This is a genomic window from Tenacibaculum sp. SZ-18, from assembly GCF_002813915.1.
Classification (GTDB): domain Bacteria; phylum Bacteroidota; class Bacteroidia; order Flavobacteriales; family Flavobacteriaceae; genus Polaribacter.
In genome coordinates, this window is sequence record NZ_CP019335.1 from 557,941 (window position 1) to 574,013 (window position 16,073).

The 16,073-nt window shown below is 30.2% G+C and carries 11 protein-coding genes; 8 read left to right on the forward strand and 3 right to left on the reverse strand.

Translation table 11 applies throughout. The annotated features are described in order from the left end of the window. Positions 1–70: 70 nt before the first annotated feature. The 4 genes from BTO06_RS02510 to BTO06_RS02525 all read left to right on the forward strand — a co-directional run bounded on the left by BTO06_RS02510 (position 71) and on the right by BTO06_RS02525 (position 6,031). Positions 71–2,248: a S9 family peptidase gene (locus BTO06_RS02510; RefSeq protein WP_100923819.1), complete on the forward strand. Its 2,178-nt coding sequence runs from the start codon at positions 71–73 to the stop codon at positions 2,246–2,248. Between the two features lie 22 nt (positions 2,249–2,270). Continuing rightward, positions 2,271–3,626, forward strand: coding sequence for a peptide MFS transporter (locus BTO06_RS02515; RefSeq protein ID WP_100923820.1), 1,356 nt, complete (start codon positions 2,271–2,273; stop codon positions 3,624–3,626). 34 nt (positions 3,627–3,660) lie between these two features. After that, positions 3,661–5,421 carry a peptide MFS transporter gene (locus BTO06_RS02520; protein WP_100923821.1) on the forward strand — a complete coding sequence of 587 codons (1,761 nt, stop codon included), beginning with the start codon at positions 3,661–3,663 and terminating at the stop codon, positions 5,419–5,421. A 94-nt stretch (positions 5,422–5,515) separates the two neighbouring features. Further along, entirely contained in the window at positions 5,516–6,031 is a 516-nt protein-coding gene (locus BTO06_RS02525; RefSeq protein ID WP_100923822.1) for a thioredoxin family protein, read from the forward strand. Positions 6,032–6,041: 10 nt separating this feature from the next. Here BTO06_RS02525 and BTO06_RS02530 read toward each other — a convergent pair whose 3' ends face one another. The 3 genes from BTO06_RS02530 to BTO06_RS02545 form a co-directional block, all read right to left on the reverse strand. Next, positions 6,042–8,066, reverse strand: a complete 2,025-nt coding sequence (locus BTO06_RS02530; RefSeq protein WP_198517124.1) for a ComEC/Rec2 family competence protein — start codon at positions 8,064–8,066, stop codon at positions 6,042–6,044. Positions 8,067–9,788: 1,722 nt separating this feature from the next. After that, positions 9,789–11,483, reverse strand: a complete 1,695-nt coding sequence (lysS, locus tag BTO06_RS02540; RefSeq protein ID WP_100923825.1) for a lysine--tRNA ligase — start codon at positions 11,481–11,483, stop codon at positions 9,789–9,791. Positions 11,484–11,741: 258 nt separating this feature from the next. Continuing rightward, positions 11,742–12,242: a DUF456 domain-containing protein gene (locus BTO06_RS02545; RefSeq protein WP_100923826.1), complete on the reverse strand. Its 501-nt coding sequence runs from the start codon at positions 12,240–12,242 to the stop codon at positions 11,742–11,744. 141 nt (positions 12,243–12,383) lie between these two features. On the opposite strand from BTO06_RS02545, the gene BTO06_RS02550 reads away from it, so the two are divergent. The 4 genes from BTO06_RS02550 (at position 12,384) to BTO06_RS02565 (ending at position 16,064) form a co-directional block, all read left to right on the forward strand. Continuing rightward, a complete protein-coding gene (locus tag BTO06_RS02550; protein ID WP_100923827.1) occupies positions 12,384–12,866 on the forward strand; it encodes a hypothetical protein in 483 nt (160 codons plus the stop codon). Beyond that, entirely contained in the window at positions 12,859–13,227 is a 369-nt protein-coding gene (locus BTO06_RS02555; RefSeq protein WP_100923828.1) for a BlaI/MecI/CopY family transcriptional regulator, read from the forward strand. Before BTO06_RS02550 ends, BTO06_RS02555 begins: the two co-directional genes overlap by 8 nt. Positions 13,228–13,232: 5 nt before the next feature. Further along, entirely contained in the window at positions 13,233–14,705 is a 1,473-nt protein-coding gene (locus BTO06_RS02560) for a M56 family metallopeptidase (RefSeq protein WP_100923829.1), read from the forward strand. A gap of 108 nt (positions 14,706–14,813) precedes the next feature. Beyond that, positions 14,814–16,064 (forward strand): tetratricopeptide repeat protein, encoded by a 1,251-nt coding sequence (locus BTO06_RS02565; RefSeq protein ID WP_100923830.1) that lies wholly within the window; start codon positions 14,814–14,816, stop codon positions 16,062–16,064. The last annotated feature ends 9 nt before the right edge of the window (positions 16,065–16,073 follow it).

Sequence of the window (16,073 nt, forward strand, 5' to 3'; positions counted from 1 at the left end):
TCAAAGTTTATTATTTTTTCGTAAACTTGGCAGTCGTATTATCAAATTATCAAATAAATCAATTTTTTTGATGGGAAAATCACGCTTATTAGCAATACTATTTATATTTTTTATAGGAAATAGTTTTACAATTACTTCACAAGTAAAAAAAGAAATCACTTTAGAAGAAATTTGGTCGGGAGCATTCTCCGCAGATCAAATGAATGCATTAAACTCCATGAATGGAGATTTTTATTCAGTTTTAAATTTTAATCAAGAGACTAAAAGCACATCTGTGGATAAGTACAGCTATGCTACTCAATTAAAAGTTGAAACTATAGTAGATAGTAAGGATTTATACAATATCGCTTATTTTACTTCGTATTCTTTTAATAATGATGAAACTAAATTATTATTAGGGACAGATCTTAAACAAATTTATCGTCGTTCATATAAAGGAACTTTTTATGTGTATGATGTAAAGACTAAAGAATTAACATTATTAGGTAATGATATTCAGGAACCGACTTTTTCACCTGATAGTAAAAAAGTAGCGTACGCAAAAGAAAACAATCTTTATGTAAGAGATTTGGAGGGGAATAGAGAAGTAAAAGTTACAGCTGATGGCAAATTAAATTCTATTATTAATGGTACCACTGATTGGGTTTATGAAGAGGAATTTGCCTTTGTCAAAGCTTTTGATTGGAGTGCAGATAGTAACTATGTTGCTTTTTTACGTTTCGATGAAAGTGATGTTACACAATTTTCAATGAATGTAACTGGAAATGAATTATATCCTTCTTTGAATACATTCAAATATCCCAAAGCAGGAGAAAAGAACGCAAAGGTAACTTTAAACCTTTTTACATTTTCTGATAAAAGTGTCAAAAGAATTGCACTATCAAACTACGAGTATATTCCAAGAATTCAATGGACAAAAGAACCAACTATTTTATCAGTAACAACATTAAATCGTCACCAAAACGATTTAAATTTATATTTCTACGATGCGAAAACAAATACCTCAAAAGTTGTATTAAATGAAAAGGATGAGGCCTATGTAGATGTAAAAGATAATCTAACATTCTTAGAGGATAATAGTTTCATTTGGACAAGTGAAAAAGATGGGTTCAATCATATCTATCATTACGATAAAAATGGAGCTTTAAAGAATCAAGTAACTAAAGGTAGTTGGGAAGTAACAAAATATTATGGTTTAGATAAGAAGACAAACAGAGTTTTTTATCAATCAGTTGAAAATGGTTCTATCAACAGAGGAGTTTATTCTATTGGTATTAACGGTTCTGGTAAGAAATTATTATCTCCTAAAACAGGACAAAGTAATGCTTCATTCAGTAAGAATATGAAGTATTTTATAAATACACACTCTTCGGTAACACAAGTTCCTACGTATTCTTTATTTAACGGGGAAGGGCAAAAAATCAAAACTTTAAAAGATAACTTAGAATTACAAGTTAAAATTGGAGGATATAAGTTAAGCAAGAAAGAATTTTTTACTTATAACATCAATGGATACGACTTAAATATGTGGGTAATTAAACCTGTAGATTTTGATCCTAACAAAAAATATCCGTTACTAATGTTCCAATATTCAGGACCAGGTTCTCAGCAGGTAGCAAATCGTTGGAATACTAGTAGAGATTACTGGCACCAAATGTTAGCGCAAAAAGGTATAGTTGTTGCCTGTGTTGATGGAAGAGGTACAGGATTAAAAGGAAGAGATTTCAAGAAAATAACTCAGAAAGAACTTGGAAAATATGAAGTAGAAGATCAAATTGCTGCTGCTAAATTTTTCTCAACAGAACCTTACATTGATGCAAACAAAATTGGTATTTGGGGATGGTCTTACGGTGGATTTATGAGTACTAACTGTATCTTAAAAGGAAACGATGTGTTCTCTATGGCAATTGCAGTAGCACCTGTTACATCGTGGCGTTTTTATGATACTGTTTATACAGAACGTTACATGACAACACCACAAGAAAATCCAACAGGATATGATGAGAACTCACCTATTTCGCATGCTGATAAATTGAAAGGTAAGTATCTTTTAGTTCATGGTTCAGGAGATGATAATGTGCATGTTCAAAATACAATGAGAATGGTAAACGCTTTAGTGCAAAACAACAAGCAATTCGATTTATTTATTTATCCTGATAGAGCACACGGAATTTATAGAGGACAAAATACCAGATTACACTTGTATACGAAGCTAACCAACTTTGTTCTTGACAATCTTAAAAACTAATAATAACTAAAACGCACAATTAATGAAAGACTCATCAATCAAGGAAAAAGAAATTTTCGGACATCCTATAGGATTATATGTCTTATTTTTTACAGAATTATGGGAACGTTTCTCATATTACGGAATGAGAGCTTTATTGGTCTTATTTTTAACAGCTACAGTTACAAGTGATAATCCAGGATGGGGTTGGTCGGAGTCAGAGGCTATTTCACTATACAAATGGTATACAACTTTGGTATATCTTGCAGCAATTCCTGGAGGTATATTAGCTGATAAAATATTTGGGCAAAAACGAATGGTTATGATCGGTGGGCTATTATTATGCATAGGTCATGGAATTTTAGCGATTAATGCTGCTTGGGCTTTTTATACTGGATTAGGTTTCATTATTGCTGGAGTTGGTGGGCTTAAGCCAAATATTTCTACTATGGTTGGGGGCTTATATAAAAAAGGCGATGACAGAAGAGATAAAGGATTTTATATATTTTACATAGGGATTAACTTAGGAGCTTTCTTAGCCGGTATTATAATAGGTCAATTAGGTGAAAAAGTAAATTGGCATTATGGTTTTGGTTTAGCTGGAATAGGTATGTTGATAGGACAGATTATCTATATATGGGGGCAAAAGCATTTAAAGACTACAGGTAATTTTATAGGTGCAAAAGAAGCTTCTCAAGAAGAAAAAGAAGCTATGAAGAGACCTCTAACAAGAGTGGAGAAAGATAGAGTTTTAGTAATGGTATTATCTTTTTTAATTGTTATAGTTTTTTGGGGAGCTTTTGAGCAGGCAGGAGGACTTATGAACCTCTATGCTAAATCAAAAACAGATAGAATGTTTTTTGGTTGGGAAGTACCTGCTTCGTATTTTCAGTCAGTTAACTCATTTTTTATATTTACTTTAGGGATTTTAATTGCAAATTTCTGGTTGAAATGGGGTAGGAAAGGTAAAGAATCCTCTTCCTTGTTTAAAATGGCGGTTGGTGTTATTATTATGGGCTTAGGATTTGTTTTTATGAGCTTTGCGTCAAGCGAGTATGAAAGTACTGGGAGTTCTGGGATGTATTGGTTGATATTGGCTTATTTATTTCATACTGTAGGAGAATTATGCACATCTCCAGTGTCGTTGTCATTTATTACAAAATTAGCTCCAGTTAAGTATGCATCATTAATGATGGGCGCTTATTTTGCAGCTACAGGTATGGGTAATTTTGTTGCAGGTACAATTGGAGAGCAAATTAAGAACTTTTCGGAATTGCAGTTATTTACAGGGATTACGGTTTTTTGTGTAATATTTGGTTTGTTGATATTGGCAATCCTAAAACCATTGAAACGTTTAACTCATGGGGCTGAAGATATAAGTAAGCCAGCTGCGGAGTAATTGAAAAAGAAGGTAATCAACAAATAATTTACAAATGAATACAGATATAGAGAATTTATTTAAAGATAAAGTTATAGGGCATCCAGCGGGATTGTTTGTACTCTTCTTTACTGAAATGTGGGAGCGTTTTTCTTACTACGGGATGAGAGCATTATTAGTTATGTTTTTTACAGCTTCTATAATGGATGAAGGATGGGGTTGGCCTAGAGAATGGGCGTATGCAATTTTTGGAACCTATACTTCTTTAGTTTATTTATCCACTCTTTTAGGAGGTTATTTTGCCGATAATGTTATTGGTATAAGAAAAGCAGTAGTTGTAGGAGCTTTATTAATGACTTTAGGACATGCTTGTATGGCTGTTGAGACATCTTTCTTTATATATTCAGGGCTTACACTACTTGTATTTGGTAGCGGTTTTTTTAAACCTAATATGACTTCGATTATTTCAGAAATGTATAACGGAAAACCTGAAAAAAAAGATGGTGCTTATACTATTTTTTATATGGGGGTTAATGCTGGAGCCTTTTTAGGTATTTTATTGTGTGGTTATCTAGGAGAAAAGATTGGATGGTCATGGGGATTTGGTGTTGCGGGTATATTTATGCTATTTGGTTTATTACAGTTCTGGTTAATTCAAGATATTTTTGGAAATATCGGAATTGAAGCAAAAAATAAAAACGTTGAAGTTTTGGATACAACAAAAGAGAATAATGAAGATGTAGATGAGAGAAACCCTTTTACTAGTTTAGAAAAAGGATTAATAGGTTTATCTTCTTTATTAGGTCTTTTATGGATTTTTAACGATCCTATTTCAAAAATTTCTGAGGGTGAGTACAATATATTTCCATTTGAAATAGCGGGGTTATCTGGAGCAAATTTTGCTATTATTATTGCATTTGCCATATTTATTGCACTTTTAGTTATGAGAATACCTAGATATGGAAGAATAACGAGAGATAGAATGTTAGCAGTAACTTTTTTCTGTTTTGTTACTATATTTTTCTGGGCAGTTTTTGAACAAGCACCTAGTTCATTAACAATTTTTGCCAAGGATTATACTAATAGAGTTTTAGAAGGAAGTAGTGCTATGATATTTAAGGTTATTGACGCTTTGATTACGATAGTTCCTTTAGTTATAATAACATGGGTTCTATACTTATTATTCAAGAAGACATTCAAAAGATTTGCGATGTCCAACATAGTTTTAGCTTTAAGTTTTATTATAGTTTGGTTTATTGCTATTTATAGATTAGTAGATAAGTTCAGTCAAGACGTTGCTGAAGTTGAGGCCTCATGGTTCGGAATTTTAAATTCTTTATTTATTATTACTCTTGCACCTTTATTCTCTAAATGGTGGGAGAGTAAGTATAACCCAAATGCAAATATGAAATGGGCTATAGGAATGGGGCTGCTTGGTTTAGGAATGGCTTGCGTTGCCATTGGTTCAGGATCTATTCCGGTTGGAGCTAAAACCGCATCTGTGAGTATGATATGGTTAATATTAGTTTATCTTTTTCATACTATGGGAGAGTTATGTATTTCACCGGTTGCTTTATCATACGTGTCTAAATTAGTTCCAGGAAGAATGATTGCATTTATGTTTGGAGTATATTACTTGGCTGTGGCTATAGGAATGAAATTAGCAGGTGTTTTCGCAGAGTCATCAGAGGCAATTGCTCAAGAGCAGGGGTTAAGTAGTTTCTTCTGGTTGTTAACTTCTATTTCATTGGGCTTAGCTGTTTTTTCTGCAATTTTACATCCAGTAATTAAAAAATTAATGCACGGAGTAAAGTAGTAACTTTTATTTTTAAGTATATATTACAGCCTATCAAAGTAAAATTTGATAGGTTTTTTTGTAAATTTGAATTACATTTCGAGACATAAAGATTATGAGAAATATTTTACTAGTAGTTGTTTTTGTTATTTCTGTATTCACAGTAAATGCACAAGATGTTAATTGGTTGTCATTTGAAGAGGCATTAGAATTGAATAAAAAGAATCCAAAACCTATAATGATCGATTTATATACGGATTGGTGTGGATGGTGTAAAAAAATGGATGCTACAACTTATAAAAACGAGGTAATTGTTAAGTATATTAATGATAATTACTATGCTGTAAAAATGGATGGTGAAGGAAAAGATGACATTACTTTTAAAGGTAGAACTTTTAAATTCGTTCAAAAAGGTAGAAGCAAATATCATGAATTAGCAGCAGCTATATTAAATGGTAAATTGAGTTACCCTTCAACTGCATTTTTTGATTCTAAAGAACAATTGATCCAGGCAGTTCCTGGTTATTTAGTGAAAGAACGTTTCGAAAAAATCTTGGCATATTTTAGTGGAGAAGCCTATAAGAACACACCTTGGCAAGATTTTGAGAAAAACTTTAAAAGTTCTCTTTAAGTAGCAGAAATTAGTACTTTAAAATATATGCGCCATTTTGCTTAGTTGAGTGAAATGGCGTTTTTAGTTGCTTACAAGTTTCTTTCCATCTTCTGATATAGCTGTTGTAATTTGATCCATCAGCAATAATAATTTTTGGATGGAGGTTTTCTATCAATCGTTGTAAATTCAATTTTGGAGAACGTTTTAAAATGATTGTGGAGTTCTTTTTAAAGTTTTTCGGATATATTCCTAAACTATCAATGTTTAGTATGAATTGATTGTCTATTTTTAATATTCTATGACTAAGGATGTCATTTGTCATAGTGAGTCTTTCATTTGCTGCATAGCTCCTTACTGACTTATCCAATGGAAGAGAGATATCGCCCTTATCAGAATAAATTTCTAGCACATCGGAGTCTCTAATAGCGATTACAGAATTTTTTTTATTATGAAATACTATGAATTCTCTTTTCTGATTTAATTGCCAATTATTTAGTATTTCGAACGATTGAAATAGTATAATAACTAAAAGTAGTATGATTAGTCTTTTAGTAGTTCGCTGTAGAATTATATGATAGCAAATAATAATAAGTAGATACCAAAAGATAACTTCAAAAGAAGAAATGAAAATATTTTTAAAAATAAAGCTTTCTTTGCTTGCAACCCATTGAATCATAATATTCATAAATTGAATTATTTTTTCATAGAGTATGATAAGAATTTGAGGAAGAATTTGTAATCCTGAAAGAATGATAATCATAATTCCAAAAATTAAAATAATTCCTAAAAAGGGTATGATAATTAAATTTGAAATTAGAAATAAACCAGGGAATTGATGAAAGTAATAAAAACTAACAGGTAAGACACCGATTTGTGCAGCAAATGAAACTGTAGTTAACTCCCATATTTTTTTAGTAACATAAAGCTTAGGTGTGTAAATACCTAAAAGTTTTGGTTGAAATTTCACAATACTAAATACGGCTAAATAGCTTAACTGAAATCCAACATCAAATAAAAAGTGCGGATGAATTAAGAGAAGTATGAGCATTGAACTAATTAAAGAATGTTCTACTGGTTGTTTTTGTTTTAGAGAATTCCCAATAATCATAAATGAAAACATTGTTACAGCTCTTACTACGGATGCTGATAAACCAGTAAATACAGCAAATAGCCAGAGAATTACAATCATTAAAATAAGTCTCACAGTTTTTCCATGTTTGAATAAAATTAATGGAGAGAATATATAATTGAGAATCTGTACTAATATTCCGATATGTAATCCGGATATGGCTAGGATATGAATTGCTCCTGCATCCGCATAATTATTTAATATCTCTGTAGAAATATTTTTTCGCTCTCCAAGGAGTAGAGAGTTGATTATAGCATAGACGTTAAAAGAAAATTTGGATTTTAAATGTTCTTGGATTTTCGTTTTAAGTCTAAAAAGAACTGAAAATGGGTTGTTTGTTTTCTCCTCGAATGAAGTTATTTCCCAATTTTTTAAATAGAGTTGATGATAAATCCCTTTATGCTTCAAATATTTTTTGTAATTAAAATCGTAAGGATTTTTCGGTGGAGATATAGTTTTAAATGATGACTTTGTTATAATTATATTACCATGTTTAAGAGCGTCACAGTTCTTAGTCTTTGCAATGTTAAGAATCACTTTACCAGAGACTGAAGTGTCATCTATTTGAAAAACTCGTCCTATGTAACGATAATTATAAGCATTCTCTTTTAATATTTCTTTTATTTCTAGTTTGATTAGAGCATTCTGCGAATTGAAGTGACTATAATGATTTTTACTATTTATTGGGGTAGCAATAAAGTAAGATGTAATCCCAATAAAAATGAAGATAATTGAACCAGTAAAAATGAATAACAAGCGTTTTTTGAATCTATGTGCGAAGAATATTATTGTCAATAACACGGCTAATGCAATTTCAAGCAGCATAAAATTTTGGTCACAAACAGGAAAAGTGTCTTGTATGTATATACCTAAACAAACACATGTTAAAATGTGAAAAGGGATGTACCATATTTCGTTTTTCATAGCTAGCGTAATAAGATTATTACTTATAGTAAATGTTCTCATAGTGAACTTGTAACGAAGTTCCATATAATCTAATCATTAGCTTTATTTTTTCTATGGTTGAATTTGTTGGAGTTTGTTATGAAAGCTAAATCCTTTGGTAAATCAGGTAGAGTGACCAATGAGATCAAAAAAATTAAATTGGACCAACAAAGAAATCATTAAAAGATTAAATCTATTTCATCATAGTTTGCACTAATCAGTTAAATAAATTGGAATATGTTACCCAACTTGAAGATATAATTTCTTGCGAAAAAGGGAGATTATTAAAGCTGTTTAAAATATTTATAACTGCTAAGTCAGAGGATATTTATAGAAATACTTATAACTTAAATATCCATTTAAACACAAGAGGATTTTATTAAAATTTGAAAGGATTGAGTTATAATTTATTTGCATAGAGCTAACAAAAAGAAGTTCTTGTTCTGAAGTAACTTTTTGGGATACAGATCGATCTTTAAAACTTTTTTAAATATAAGTACAAATAGTTCATTTATTTTTCTCTCTTTTGCAAAAAATGTCAATAGCGAAGTAAAAAGGAATATATTTTTGATTTTATGGTTTTGGAAAAATATCTTAAGATTACCGTAAAGTAGTAGTTATAAATGCTATCAATCGATTGCTTGAGATGAAAGAGTTAAGGCGATATATACTCAAAAGGATTTACTTCTAGGGAACAATATTGTAACGCGCGGCTTTATTCGCAATTTATAAAGTAAAAAAAATAAGAACCTTTGAGTTTAGTTTTGGAGAAATAGGAGAATGAAAGTGTTCTATAGCAGTATTGATAAGATATAAAAAGAAGGAATTGAATTGTCAATTCGTTCTTCTTTCAAAAATTATTAGTTAAGCTTAAAATTAATAGTGAATTTATTAACTACATGAACTGGAATATCATCTTTCATTGCTGGTTTTGAATTTGGGAAGTGTTCTGATAAGACGCTCAGCAGTAACTTCTAAAAGTTCACCTATACTTTCGTCTTTTAGTTTATGTATTAACAATACTTTTCTTATTACTTATAACAAAACGAATGTTTACAGTTCTCTGAATATTTGTATAAATAGGATATACTGTATAAGTAAAGTTTTCTTTGATGTGATAGACATTTGTTTTCCAAAATAAGCTGATTTCTCTAAATATGGAGATTTTCATATTTTTCAAATAAAGGAGTTCGATGTACATTATGAAAAGAAACCATTCCAGTTATATTTTCTTCACCCAATGATAAATCAGTTAGTAAGGTGCTTTTCTTTACTTCAAAAACAGTTTATTGATAGCCACTGGAAACAGCATTTGCAGTTAAATCTCTTTCGATGTACTCTTTTTCATGAAGATACCTCAAAAGATACTTTTTTAGTGTTTTGGTCGTCGTTCTTTTCTACAGTGCATTTAGTGATACTATTTAAATCTAAACTAGGGTCGGGTCAACAGAAATGGTTTCACAAGTTGCTGTTTTTTGAACATGAAAACCAAAAGACAAGGCAATTAGTGTGGTAGAGATTTTAAATTTATTTTTTAAAACTATATTATATTGGGTGATTGGAGATTCAAATATAAAAACTCTTTTAGGAGTTGCAATGTGAAGTTTTAATACTTAAAATATAAGTAATATCATAATAAAGACAAGAAAAAGGCGACCAAAAATATGGTCGCCTTTTATATTATAATTTAAGATTGTCTTATTAAACCATCTCAACAAATAATCCGTCATCAACTTTTGAAACTTTAGCAAGATTATTTTTTGTTAATCCTTTTATGGTTTTATCCCATTTTTTATTACTCAGTCCAGATTGAGTTTTTAATTCTCCTAGTTCTAATTTTTCAGCTTTTTCTAATAAAGCTAAAACAGCTTTTTCATCATCATTTAATTCAACTGAAGGTGCTTTTCTTTCTGGTTTCATTTGTGGGAAGAATAATACTTCTTGGATAGAAGGGTTGTTCGTTAGATACATAATTAAACGATCCATACCAATACCTAATCCAGATGTTGGAGGCATTCCATATTCTAATGCACGTAAGAAATCTTGATCTATAAACATTGCTTCATCATCTCCACGATCAGCTAATTTTAATTGAGCTTCAAATCTCTCACGTTGATCAATTGGATCATTTAATTCTGAATACGCATTTGCGATTTCCTTACCACAAACCATTAATTCAAAACGCTCTGTTAATTCTGGGTTGTCTCTATGTTCTTTGCATAATGGAGACATTTCTTTTGGGTAATCTGTAATGAAAGTAGGTTGAATATAATTTCCTTCACATTTTTCTCCGAAAATTTCATCTATTAATTTTCTTTTACCCATGGTTTTATCAACCTCAATTCCCATTCCTTTTGCAGCTTCAAATAGTTCCTCTTCAGATTTACCATTAATATCGAAACCAGTAAAATGCTTGATAGAATCCGCCATTGTTACTCTAGCATAAGGAGCTTTGAAGTCTACTTCGTGTTCTCCAAAAGTAGCTTTTGTTGTTCCGTTAACTGCAATTGCACAGTGCTCTAATAACTTCTCAGTGAACTCCATCATCCAATTGTAGTCTTTGTAAGCAACGTAAATTTCCATTGCAGTAAACTCTGGATTATGAGTTCTATCCATTCCTTCGTTACGGAAGTTCTTTGAGAATTCGTAAACACCATCAAATCCACCAACAATTAATCTTTTTAAGTAAAGCTCGTTAGCAATTCTCATATATAATGGGATGTCCAACGAGTTGTGGTGAGTAACAAATGGTCTTGCGGCAGCACCACCAGGAATTGGTTGTAAAATCGGAGTTTCAACTTCAAAATAACCAGCATCATTAAAAAACTGACGCATTGCATTAAATAACTTGGTTCTTTTGACAAAAACCTCTTTTACATGTGGATTAACAGCTAAATCAGCATACCGTTGTCTGTAACGCATCTCAGGATCTGTAAATCCATCATAAGTATTTCCTTCAGCATCTACTTTAGGCAAAGGAAGTGGTTTTAAAGATTTACTTAATAGAGTAAATTTTTTTACCATTACAGTCGATTCTCCAACTTGAGTTTTGAATAATTCTCCTTCAATTCCTACAAAATCTCCGATATCTAAAAGTTTCTTATATACTTCGTTGTAAAGAGATTTGTCTTCTCCAGTACAAATTTCATCACGATTAAAATATACTTGAATTCGACCTTCATTATCTTGAAGTTCGGCAAATGAAGCCTTACCTTGAATTCTTCTTGACATTAAACGCCCTGCAATTACCACTTTTTTACCTTCCTCAAATTTTTCTTTAATCTGTTTAGAACTTGAATCTAACGGATATAAATTTGCTGGATAAGGATTGATTCCAAGCTCACGTAATTTCGTCAGCTTTTCTCTGCGTACAATTTCTTGTTCTGATAATTGCATTATTAATTATTTTAAGTGATTTAAATTAAAGGCGCAAAGATACAATCAATTGAAGAATTAAACAATCTTCTTTTTTCTTGAAAAAATAAAAAACAACAGAAATTTTTGCTTATAATTAAAATATCTTTATATTTGCAGGCTGTTTAATTTGAAAACAGCGTTTAGTTGTGTTGTGAGGCGATAAATCGCCTAGGTTTTGTTAACCAATGGAAAGCTTCCCTTTTTTGGGTTGCTTTTTTATTTTTTACCTACTTCATTTTAAAATAAAACATTTTTATATTCCCAAACAGTAGATAAAAACAAGAAAAAGTAAACAATTGCGACCGAGAATTTGATAGTTGCTGAAGCCAAGAAACCTAAAAATGCTCCCGTTGAAGCTTTTAAAGCTCTATCTGTATCCTTGCCATCGTATAGTAATTCTCCAACAAATGCTCCAAAGAAGGCCCCAATTAATATTCCAAAAGGAATAGGGGAGAATAAACCAATAATTAATCCTATTGTTGTTCCGTAAGCTCCATACTTAGTACCGCCAAATTTTTTAGCTCCCATTGCAGGAATGAAATAGTCCATGATAAATATAAAAAGAGCAATAAATAATGTAATACCAAGAAAAGTCCAGTTTTGTGGAATCACCTTGGTTAAATGAAGTAGTAATAACCCAATCCAACTAGTTATTGGTCCTGGTAATATTGGTAAAAATGAGCCAATTACGCCTAAACAGACAAATATAAAACCTGCTAATATTAGCAAAATATCCATAGAATTCATTCAATTTATATGTATATGACGAGTCGTGTTTGTGGTTGTTACATAGTATATGATTTATTTTTAACTAAAAAATTAGTTTAAACTAATTTTTTAGTTATATTTGAAGAGTGAAAAATTATAAGTTTAAATTAAATGGAAAAGTATTTAGGAGTTTTTATTGTGCTAATCGTTCTTTATTCCTGTTCAAAAGATAAAGAACAGTCAAGAGTAATTGGAGTTCATAATCGTCCCGATTTTGAAGAATTAAAAGAATTGAAACTAGATGATTATTATGTGAATTTATTGAATCCAAAATTTTCAAAGAAAGAAGACTTCAAAGGCGTATTAAAATCATGGGGAGATTTTCATAATAAAGTAAATGAAGTTTTAGTAGCAAATGATTTTTCTTGGGAAATTCCAGATTCATCTATTACTGTTGTTAATAAAATTTATTTCAATAAATATGGAAAAGTAAATTACTTTTTGGTTAACGTGCGTAACGAGAATGTCACCAACGAGGTGAAAAATAAATATATTTCGTTGTTAAATTCTCATTTAGATGAACTTTCAATAGAACTAAAAAGAGAAGGTCAGTTTTCCCAGTGTGGTAAAGTAAAATATAAAAATTATGAGTAAACAGTTAACAAAGGCAGAAGAACAAATAATGCAGGTGTTGTGGGATTTAAAAGAAGCCTCTGTAAAGGAAGTAATTGCTGAGTTACCAGATCCAAAACCAGCATACAATACCGTTTCAACGATAATTAGAATTTTAGAAACGAAAGATTTTGTTGGGCATCAACCAAAAGGAAGAGGTTATGTTTATTTTCCTATAATTGAAAAAACAGATTATAGTAATCAGAGTTTACATAAACTTATGAATGGATATTTTGGAGGATCATTTAAAAGTATGGTGTCATTTTTCATGAAAGAGAATAAGCTCGATATTACAGAGTTGGAAACTATTTTAAAGGAAGTGGAAAAGAATAATAAAAAATAGAAGTTATGTTATCGTATACTATTCAAGTGATCTTATTTCAAATATTATTCTTAGCGGTTTATGATATTTTCTTAAGTCGAGAAACTTTTTTTACTACAAATAGAATTTATTTAATTTTTTCGGTAATTATTTCTTTTATTCTTCCTTTGATTAAATTACCAGTTATTAAAGATGCAGTTCCTCAGGAATATACAATTTTATTACCTGAAGTTGTTTTGTCTCCTCAAACTATTATTGAGAAACAAGAATGGTATCAGTCTGTCAGCTATTTAAATGTTTTATTTTGGATCGGAGCGTTCGCAGCTTCTTTATGCTTTCTAATAAAACTTTATAGTGTAATTAAACTTTTATGGGAGAACAATGTCGAGAAAAGAAAGGATTATAAGCTTATTAATTTATCGAATTCAACAAAAGCTTTTTCATTTTTCAACTTTATTTTTATTGGAGAAAATATACCAAGTAAAAGAAAAGAAAAAATCATTCAGCACGAATTGGTGCATGCAAAACAAAAGCACACAATAGATTTATTGTTTTTTGAAGTTCTGAAAATATGTATGTGGTTTAATCCGATACTTTGGGTGTTTCAAAAAAGAATCACCACAGTACATGAATTTCTGTCTGATGAAATTGCTAGTAAATCGTTAGAAACCAAAACATACATCAATAGTTTACTTGAACAAGTGTTTCAAGTTGAGAAAATATCATTTGTAAACCAATTTTATAAAAGTTCGCTAATTAAAAAGAGAATCATTATGATGACAAAAAAAAGATCTACAAAAGTAAAACAGTTTAAATATTTATTAATCGCTCCTGTTTTACTTAGCATGTTAATGTATACATCTTGTTTAAATGAAGAGCAGTTGATTACAGAAACAGAAAGAAATATTTTCCAAAGTAAAATTAGTTTTCACGGTGAAGATTACTTTTTGAAATCTACTACAAAAGATGGACAACTAAAAGCATATAATGAAGCAGGAGAAGAGGTCAACCCAAATACAGTATTTCCAGATCACAAATTTTATTATGATAAAGAAGGTTTTTTAGTTTGTGAATTTGAACTAGGTAAAATTTACTCGGAAAGAAACTCATTTAAAACGAAGGATTTTTATGCTTTTGTTTTTAAAAGAAAAGTAAAAAATGTACCGTTTTATCAACTGGATAAATTTCCTAGCTTCCAAAATGAAAAGGCTTCCAAAGATACTTTCAATCGAAATATGGTAAGTTTTGTTAATCAGAATATTGATTTAAAATTTGTCAATAGTTTAGATCTTAATCCCGGTAAAACAAGAGTTTTTGCTCAATTTAAAATCGATGAAAATGGAAATGTAATCGATATTAATGTTAGGGCGCCACATCCTAAATTAGTTGAGTATATCAAAAGCGTTATTCAAAAACTTCCAAGATTAATTCCTGGTGAAAAGGATGGCGAAGTAGTTAAAGTTGGTTATACATTACCTATTGCGTTTAATATTAAATAATAACAGAAAGAGAGAATTTTTATAATATTTGAAACTATGATGTTTATAAAGGCTGAAGTTATACTTCGGCTTTTATGACGAATTCAATACGGAGATAAAACAGAGTTTATGAAAACAAAAATTGCAATAATTATTTTATGGTTTTTCTTAATTGGATTAAACGCCCAAAAAGAAACAGAATTGATTGATAATTTAATTAATCAAGGGAGATATCAAAAGGCCTTAAAAGAATTAAGTTTATTACCAGATTCATTCAATAAGAATTATAAAATTGCGACAATTTATGATGTTTTAGATAATCATATAAAAGCATCATCTTATTTTAAAAAAGCATTGATTTTTAAAGATGATTACAAAACGAAGGTAAAACTCGGGAAGTCTTTGCTTAAGGATAAACGAATTCGCGAAGTGGTTGCTTTGTATGAAGATATTTGTTTTAAAGATCCTGAAAATTTAGTTGCAAAATATACTTTAGGGAAAAGGTATTTGCAGATTAAAAAGTTTGCTAAAGCGAGGGAAATCTTTAAACAGCTAATAATTAGGGATAAAGAAAATGCGAATTATTACTACCAGTATGCATTGTCAAACCCTCAGCCTAAAAAAATATTTAAGCGAATCGATTATTATTTGTTAGCCTATAAAAAGGATAACCAACATTTTAATTCGATTGAAAAATTGGCACGCGGATTTACAACAATTAAAGATAGAGATTCTGCTTTAGTTTTTATTGATAAAGGTTTGATGTTAAGGCCAAATCATATTGATTTAAATCGTCTTAAAATAAACAGTTTGTTTCGAAAGAAAGATTATGAAGAAAGTATTTCATTATTGAAACATATCGATACAATTCAACCAAATGAACATTATACTCATAAAATGTTAGGGCGTTGTTATTTCAATTTAGAAAAGTATGTTGAAGCAGAAAAGCATTTTCAGAAAGCCAGTAAACTTGATATAGAAGATTATAGTAGCATGACTTTTTTAGGTGATATTGCAATGATGAATAAACAGCCAAGAATGGCTTTGGTCTATTATATGTCTGGAACAACAAGAGGAAAGAAGAAGAGAGATCGAGCATACATGGGATTAGCAAATGTTTTTTCAGAAATGAAAATGCCAAGAAATGTGTTAGAGTCATATGAAAGTGCATGGGAAGATAACTCAAAGAACTACAAAGCATTATTTGGCTTGGCAAAACAGTCAGATAATTATTATAAGGATAAAAAAATTGGTTATAAATTATATAAAAGATATAAGTCAAGATTTGAAGGAAAAGACTCGATTACAGATAAGTTTGTTGATAATAGAATAAAAGAAATAAAAAAGAAGTATTTCTTGAAGGGAGAAAAGTTAGAATAAATCTTTTTT